The following is a 7603-nucleotide window of genomic DNA, read 5'->3' as shown; positions in this document are numbered from 1 at the left end:
TGTCGAGATCGGTTCCGGGGTCTCGACAAGCTCGACCGCCAGTTCGTTGATCGAGCTTGTCGAGATCGGTTCCGGGGTGGCGTCAGCTGACCTTGAGCAGGTCGACGACGAAGATCAGCGTCTCGCCGCCCTTGATCGCGCCCGGGGCGCCACGGTCGCCGTAGGCCAGGTGCGGCGGGATCACGAGCTGGCGGCGGCCGCCGACCTTCATGCCCTGCACGCCGGTGTCCCAACCGGAGATGACCTGGCCGACGCCGAGGCGGAACTGCAGCGGGGCGCCGCGGTTGTAGGAGGCGTCGAACTCTTCGCCGGTGGAGTGGGCGACGCCGACGTAGTGGACGGAGACGGTGGAGCCGGCGGTGGCCTCATCGCCGTCGCCGACGGTGATGTCGGTGATCACCAGGTCGCTGGGGGGAGTGGGGTCGAAGAACTCGATCTCAGGCTTTTCCATAGGCACCACCTTACGATCAGTTCTGGTGCAGATAGTGATCGAGTTGGTCGCGCTCGAACTCGAGCTCACCGATCCTGCTCTTGACCACGTCGCCGATGCTGATGATGCCGGTCAACCGGCCATCGGTGAGCACCGGAACGTGCCGGACCCGGTGTTCTGTCATCAGCTGCATCAGCTCTTCGACGGCGTCCGAACCGGTGCAGGTGTGCACGGTCGGCGTCATGATGTCGAGGACCCGCGCGTCGAGCACCGACGGGTTGGCATGCAGATGCCGGACCACGTCACGTTCGGAGACGATGCCGGCCACCACGCCGGGGTCGGTGCTGACGATCAGGGCACCGACGTTGTGTTCGGCCAACAGGGCGACCAGTTCGCGCACGCTGGCCTGGGGCGAGATGGTGACGACCTCGCCGGTCGCCTTTCCTCGCAGAACATCACTGATACGCATCACGCCTCCTAACGGAACCCCGTGTGTGATCGGTCTCACACGAGAGTAGCGAGATGCCGCGCGCTTGCCCAGCCTCAGCCGAGCGGCGGCTCGTCGGAGAGCTGACGGCGGCGCGCGTCGAGGTCGTGGACCGAACCGCCGTGCAGGCGGGTGACGTCCGGGTCGGCGGTGTCGTGGACCGAACCGAGGAAGGCCAACGCGGCCTCATGCAGGTGACCGTTGCTGGCCACCGCGTTGCCGCCCCACGGGCCGGGAGCGCCGTCGAGAGAGGTGAACCGGCCACCGGCCTCGCGGACGATGATGTCGAGCGCCGCCATGTCGTAGAGCTCCAGTTCCGGCTCGGCGGCGATGTCGACCGCGCCCTCGGCGACCATCATGTACGACCAGAAGTCGCCGTAGGCACGGGTCCGCCAGCAGCGCCGGGTCAGCGAGAGGAAGTCCTCCAGTTGGCCGCGCTCCTCCCAGCCGGTCAGCGAGGAGTAGGAGAGCGAAGCGTCCTCCAGGCGGCGGACGTCGGAGGTGTGGCACTGGGTCGCCTTGAGCAGCGAGCGGCCGGTCCACGCGCCGTTCTCCTTGCTGGCCCACCACCGTCGCTGCAGCTGTGGCGCGGAGACGACGCTGAGCACCACCTCATCCTCGACGGCCAGGGCGATCAGCGTCGCCCAGACCGGGACGCCGCGGACGAAGTTCTTGGTGCCGTCGATCGGATCGACGATCCAGCGCCGGGCCGAGGTGCCGGTGCTGCCCTGCTCCTCGCCGAGCACCGCATCGCGCGAACGTGCCCGCGACAGGGTGCGTCGGATGCCCTCCTCGACGGCCTGATCGGCGTCGCTGACCGGGGTCAGGTCCGGCTTGCTCATCACGTGCAGATCCAAGGCCTTGAACCGGGCCTGGGTGATGGAGTCGGCGTCGTCGGCGAGCAGATGGGCCAGACGCAGGTCGTCGGTGTAGTCGGACGGCATGGCCCAAGGGTATGCCTCGCCGTGTCACGAACCGGACATGGCAGCGGTAAAAGCGAGGCGACCCGACGCTAGGCTTTGCGCCATGGACATCAACGGACTCCCCGCGCACCCCCTGGTAATCCATGCAGCGGTGGTGTTCATTCCGTTGGCCGCCCTCCTCGCCGTCGCCTACGCCGTGGTGCCCCGCTGGCGCTGGGTGACCCGCTGGCCGATGATCGTGATCTCCACGATCGGGTTGATCTCGGTGGTGATCGCCTGGTGGTCCGGGCGGGAGTTCAAGGACGAGCAGGTGGCCGCAGGTGCGGCGATCGAGCGGTTCCACGAGCACCAGGAGCGCGCCGACATCCTGATCTGGGTGGCGATCGTCTTCTTCGCGGTGATGCTGCTCGCCGCCTGGGCGTTGGGTGGTCCGTCCGCGTTGGCCTCTGGCCGGGGCGCCCGCGGGCATCACGCGCCGCTGATCGAGTGGGCCAGCCTGAGCATGCTGGTGATCCTGGCGGTGCTGCTCTTCACGATGACCATCTACACCGGCGAAGCCGGCGCCCGCCTGGTCTACGGCTGAGTCTCGCGCGCCGCCAACAGGCGGCGGAACGACTCCACCCGCTCGGGATCGGCGTGCCCTTCGAGGACCGCGACGTCGAGTCCGCACTCGGGCTCGTCGCCGCCATGAGTGCAGCCGCGCGGGCAGTCCTCGGTCATCTCGTCGAGGTCGGGGAACGCCTCGATCAGGGTCTCGGGCCGGACATGGGCCAGACCGAAGGAGCGGATGCCGGGGGTGTCGATGATCCAGCCCGCGTCATCGGGGAGTGGGAGCAGGTAGGCCGAGGTCGAGGTGTGCCGGCCACGGCCGGTGACCGCATTGACGTGGCCGACCTCCCGGTTCGCCTGCGGCACCAAGGCGTTGACCAGGGTCGACTTCCCGACGCCGCTGTGGCCGACCAGGACGCTGGTGTGCCCACGGAGCAGGGCGCGGAGTTCGTCGAGTTCGCCGCCACGCTGGGTCACCACGTAACGCACCCCCAAGGAGCGGTAGGTGGAGAGCAGTTCGTCGGGTGAGCGGAGGTCGGCTTTGGTCAGACAGAGCAGCGGCTGCATCCCGGAGTCGTACGCCGCGACCAACGCCCGGTCGATCAGTCGGGGCCGTGGCTCCGGGTCGGCCAGCGCGGTGACCACGACCAGTTGAGTGGCGTTGGCGACGATCACCCGTTCGATCGGGTCGGTGTCATCGGCGGTCCGGCGCAGGGTGGTGACGCGTTCGGTCACCTCGACGATCCGGGCCAGCGATCCGTCGTCGCCGGATACGTCGCCGACCACCCGGACCCGGTCGCCGACCACGACGCCTTTGCGACCGAGGTTGCGCGACTTCATCGCCATCACCACGCGGTCGTCGAGCAACAGCGTGAACCGGCCACGGTCGACGGTGATCACCACGGCGTCGACGGCGTCCTCGTGGGCCGGTCGGTTCTTGGTGCGCGGGCGGGTCCGTCGGCGAGGACGCTCGTAGTGCTCGTGGTCGTGCTCGCTGTACCGCCCCGCCATCGCCTCAGCCCCGGGTCTCGAAGAGCTCGGCCCAGAAGCCGGGGAAGTCGGGGAACGTCTTGCTGGTGGTGGTGACGTTCTCGACCAGGATGTCGTCGACGGCCGAGCCGAGGATCACCGCCGCGTGGGCCATCCGATGGTCGGCGTAGGTGGCGAAGGTGCCGCCGTGCAGCGGTGCCGGGCGCAACGAGAGGCCGTCGCGGTGCTCGGTGACGTCGGCGCCCAGCCGACCGAGCTCGGTGGCCAGGGCGGTGAGCCGGTCGGTCTCGTGACCACGGATGTGCTCGATCCCGCGCAGGTGCGAGGGAGTCTCGGCCAGTGCGCAGAGTGCGGCGACCGCCGGAGCCAGTTCGCCGACGTCGTGCAGGTCGATGTCGATGCCCTGCAGGGGGCCGTCGCAGGTGACGGTGAGCCCCGCGCTGGAGAGCGTGGCGGTGCACCCCATCTGGGTGAGGATGCCGCGCAGCGCGTCGCCCGCCTGGGTGGTGTGTTGCGGCCAGTCTCGGACCGTCACCGAACCACGGCTGGTCGCGGCAAGAGCCAGGAACGGGGCGGCGTTCGAGAGGTCGGGTTCGATCTGCTCGTCGACTGCCTTGATGGTGCCCGGTGCCACCCGCCAACGGTTGGGCTCGGAGTCGTCGACCTCGACGCCGTGCGTGCGCAGCATCGCGATCGTCATCTCGATGTGCGGCTGGGAGGGGACCGGCTTCCCGTCGTGGATGATGTCGACACCCTCGGTGTAGCGGGCGCCGACGAGCAGCAGGGCGGAGACGAACTGCGAGGACGCGGAGGCGTCGATGACGACCTGGCCGCCGCGGACCGCGCCGGTGCCGGTCACCGTGAACGGGAGGCGGTCGGTGTCGGTGATCGCGACGCCGAGTTGGCGCAGGGCCTGGAGCATCACGCCGATGGGTCGGTTGCGCATGTGCTCGTCGCCGTCGAAGGCCACGGCGCCGTCGACCAGGCCGGCCACCGGCGGGACGAAGCGCATCACGGTGCCCGCGAGACCACAGTCGACCTCGGCTGCGGCGCCGGTCAGGGAGGGCGTGACCTGCCAGTCGTCGCCGCTGGTGTCGACCTCAACGCCCAATGACCGCAGGGCTTGGGCCATCAACAACGTGTCGCGGGAACGGAGCGCGCGGCGCACCTGCGAGGGGCCGTCGGCCAGTGCCGCGAGGATCAGGGCACGGTTGGTCAGGGACTTCGAGCCGGGCAGCGAGACCGTGAGATCGACAGGTCGCTGTGCACGCGGAGCAGGCCAAGGATCGAGGATCGTCACCGCTTCAGCCTATCGGCGGCGTCGGGCGGTCGCTCACCTGGCGCTGAAACTCCAACTGTTGTTGCTGGAGTCGGGGTCGGTGAAGCCCACCGGCGTGACGGTGTAGGTGACCGTCTCCCACGGGCCCAGGGTGACCCGGCCGGTGAAGCCGGGACGGGCCGCGCTCAGTTCGCAGGTGGCCACCTGGCTGAGCAGATCCTGGTGGCAGTAACCCGGCAGGTTCGCGGTCAGGCCCAGCGGGCTGGTGCTGACGATCCGCAGGATCGCGGTGCGCCCGGCCGGATAACCGGTGGTGGCCACGGTGATGGTCGCCCCGGAGTAGTCGCGGACCGCGGTGGCGGTGAGCCTGAGGTCGGTACTCGTCGGCGGGTTCGTGGTCGGTGGCGAGGTCGGCTCTGTGGGGGTGACCGGCGGCAGGGTCGGAGTCTCGGTGGGCTCCTCGGTCGGTTCCTCGGTCGGCGTCTGGCTGGGCTGTTGCGTCGGCTGCTGGCTCGGTGTCTGCGCCGGCGGCGGTGGGTTCGGCGTCGTGACGGGGGTGCTCGGAGTATCGGTCACCACGGGAGCGGGCGGCGCGACGGCGACCTTGCGCGGCGGCTTCGCCTTCTTCTTGGGTGCTGCCGGAGTGCTCGGGCGGACGGCGTCGGGGGTGGAGGTCGCCGGTGCGGTCTGCTCGGCCTGCGGCTTCGTGTCGTTGTTGGGGAGGGTGACCGCCAGGGTGGTGCCGACGGCGACCGTTGCCGCCACCCCGGCCACCGCGACCCCCTGCGTGTTGGCCAGCACGAACTCCTTGGCCCGGTCGGCCAACAGCAGCAGGCCGCCTTTCGCGGCCAAGGTGCCGGCGCTCGCCAGGTAGGCGGCACCGGCGGTGCCCAGGAGCAGCGGCGCCAGCAGGGCGCCCAGGCTGGAGTTGACCTCGGTCAGTTCCAGATAGATCGCCATACAACGGCGGCACTCATCGAGGTGCGCCTCGACCTTGGCGGTGTCGCGCCGGGACAGGCCCTTACGGATGTACCCGCCCAGATGGTCGTTGGCCCAACGGCACCCGTCGTCCTCGATCTCCTGGGCGTGCGAGGTGAGGAACGCCTGGCGCAGTCCCTCGCGGGCACGGTAGGCGAGCGCCGAGACCGAGTTCGGCGACATCCCCAGGATGGCGGCCACCTCGGCCGGCTTCTGCCCCTCGACCTCGGTATGCCACAGCACCAGTTGCCAGCGTTCGGGAAGCGAGGCGAACGCCTTCGCGGCCGCCTCGTTCTCGAACCCCTCGATCGCGGTGTCGCGGAACGGGACGCCGGGGTCGAACGCCTCCATGTCGTCGGTGGTCTGCAGCCTGGCGTTGCCACGGATCTTGTCGACGTGCAGCCGACGGATCGCGGTCAACAGATAGGCGCGGAAGGCGACGTCCGGGCCGCCGCCGTTCTGGAGCACCCGGAGCACCTTGGTGAACGCGTCGGAGACGAGATCGTCGGCGTCGGACTGGGAGGTCAGTTGGCGGGCCAGCCGACGGGCCGAGGCGACGTGACGCTCGAAGAGGCGGCCGTATGCGGATACGTCGCCGTCGCGGACGGCCGAGATCAGTTCGGCATCGCCCACCAGTTCGGCGTCGGCAAGGGTCTCGCTCACGTACCTTCAACGATCCAATCGTGCGTTCATGACGCGTCTGAGCCTAGTCCCCACCGGTATTTCTGGGGAGGCAATCGCCGCGGTGCGCCCCGTCCACCCCTGGGGGCCGGGCGCGGCCCGTTCCCCTATTTCGACTAGCGTCGTCACCTCGAAGTTATCTCGGGCTCGGGAGTTCGGCATGGAAGGCAGGCGTCGTGGACCGCTGCGCTCGCTCGCTCGCAGGTCAACGCTCGCGCTGACCGTGGGGCTGGCAGTGGTGCTGGGGACGGGTCTCCCCGCGGCCCCGGCGGTCGCTGACGATCCCACGGCCCCGGAGCAGGCGAGGATCACGCTCCGGGCGCCGACCGGTGTGGTGCAGGGCAGGAGTGCCACCTTCACGGCGCAGTGGCAGCTCGCGGACGGGTCGCCGATCGCCGACGTCGGGCTGCACCTGCAACGACAGACGCCGGCCGGCTGGCGGGGGCTGGACAGCGCGGTGACCACCGCGGACGGGGTCGCGATCTTCACGGTGATGCCGCGGCAGAGTGCGGAGTACCGGATCGCGGCTCAGCAGACGGAGCAGGCGCATTCGGAGCCCTCGAACGTGGTGCGGGTGAAGCTGCGCCCGATCATCGCCGCGGTGAAGTTGCCGAAGCAGGCGCCCCGACCCCGGATCAAGCTTCCTGCCCAGCCACTCGCGTTCGCGGACGGCGCCCGCCCGGTGATCACCTCGATTCCCGACCAGGTCTGGCGAGAGATGGTCGGGCGGAGTTGGCATCGCGGCTGTCTGCCGCGCCGATCGTTGCGGCTGATCCGGGTCAGCTACTGGGACTACGGCGGCTTCCGGCGTCGCGGCGAACTGGTCACCGCGAAGGGGGCGGCTCGGCAGACGGCGTCAGCCTTCGCGGCTCTCTACCGGGCGAAGCTGCCGGTGCGCTCGATGTACCGGGTCGACCGGTTCGGCTGGTCGAAACGGTTGCGCGGAGCCGACGACTACGCCTCGATGGCGGCCGGAAACACCTCGGCCTTCAACTGCCGCAACGTGGTCGGACGCCCCGGCGTCCGCAGCCCCCATGCCCGCGGGCGTGCCGTCGACCTCAATCCCTGGGAGAACCCCTTCGCCAGCAGGGAGGACGGGTGGGTGCCGAACCGGTGGTGGGTGGGCAGGTGCCACCCGAAGGTGGCTTGGTGCAGTCCCTCGCACCGGGTGGTGCGGACTCTGCATGCCCATGGCTTGAAGTGGACCTACCGGGCGAAGGACCGGCATCACTTCGATGGCTGAGCAGTAACCGGCGCTCCGCTGACAGTGCGTGAGAATTCGGCAT

General features: G+C 69.7%; 8 protein-coding genes. 2 read left to right on the top strand and 6 right to left on the bottom strand.

Annotation, left to right across the window (positions count from 1 at the left end):
- Positions 1-82: 82 nt before the first annotated feature.
- The 3 genes from ACLM5J_RS16440 to hisN form a co-directional block, all read right to left on the bottom strand.
- Positions 83-451 carry an FKBP-type peptidyl-prolyl cis-trans isomerase gene (locus tag ACLM5J_RS16440; protein WP_343990281.1) on the bottom strand — a complete coding sequence of 123 codons (369 nt, stop codon included), beginning with the start codon at positions 449-451 and terminating at the stop codon, positions 83-85.
- Between the two features lie 16 nt (positions 452-467).
- Entirely contained in the window at positions 468-899 is a 432-nt protein-coding gene (locus ACLM5J_RS16435) for a CBS domain-containing protein (RefSeq protein ID WP_413657557.1), read from the bottom strand.
- A gap of 74 nt (positions 900-973) precedes the next feature.
- The gene (gene hisN, locus ACLM5J_RS16430) at positions 974-1861 is read right to left on the bottom strand and encodes a histidinol-phosphatase (protein ID WP_413657556.1); all 888 of its coding nucleotides are present in this window, start codon (positions 1859-1861) and stop codon (positions 974-976) included.
- A gap of 82 nt (positions 1862-1943) precedes the next feature.
- Here hisN and ACLM5J_RS16425 point away from each other — a divergent pair, with 82 nt between their 5' ends.
- On the top strand, positions 1944-2423 hold the full coding sequence (locus tag ACLM5J_RS16425) for a DUF2231 domain-containing protein (RefSeq protein ID WP_413657555.1): 480 nt from the start codon (positions 1944-1946) through the stop codon (positions 2421-2423).
- Here the strand turns inward: ACLM5J_RS16425 and rsgA are convergent.
- The 3 genes from rsgA to ACLM5J_RS16410 are packed head-to-tail and all read right to left on the bottom strand — an operon-like array spanning position 2414 to position 6299.
- Complete coding sequence (gene rsgA, locus ACLM5J_RS16420) at positions 2414-3400, bottom strand: ribosome small subunit-dependent GTPase A (protein ID WP_413657554.1); 987 nt, start codon at positions 3398-3400, stop codon at positions 2414-2416. The genes ACLM5J_RS16425 and rsgA overlap by 10 nt on opposite strands.
- Before the next feature lie 4 nt (positions 3401-3404).
- Positions 3405-4679 carry a 3-phosphoshikimate 1-carboxyvinyltransferase gene (aroA, locus tag ACLM5J_RS16415; protein WP_413657553.1) on the bottom strand — a complete coding sequence of 425 codons (1275 nt, stop codon included), beginning with the start codon at positions 4677-4679 and terminating at the stop codon, positions 3405-3407.
- 33 nt (positions 4680-4712) lie between these two features.
- A complete protein-coding gene (locus ACLM5J_RS16410) occupies positions 4713-6299 on the bottom strand; it encodes a sigma-70 family RNA polymerase sigma factor (RefSeq protein ID WP_413657552.1) in 1587 nt (528 codons plus the stop codon).
- Positions 6300-6477: 178 nt separating this feature from the next.
- Here ACLM5J_RS16410 and ACLM5J_RS16405 point away from each other — a divergent pair, with 178 nt between their 5' ends.
- Positions 6478-7560 (top strand): M15 family metallopeptidase, encoded by a 1083-nt coding sequence (locus ACLM5J_RS16405; protein ID WP_413657551.1) that lies wholly within the window; start codon positions 6478-6480, stop codon positions 7558-7560.
- Positions 7561-7603 lie beyond the last annotated feature (43 nt).

The organism is Nocardioides sp. Bht2 (assembly GCF_047308515.1).
Taxonomy (GTDB): domain Bacteria; phylum Actinomycetota; class Actinomycetes; order Propionibacteriales; family Nocardioidaceae; genus Nocardioides.
Note: the sequence above shows the minus strand (reverse complement) of the source record. Positions and strands in the feature narration are given on the sequence as shown.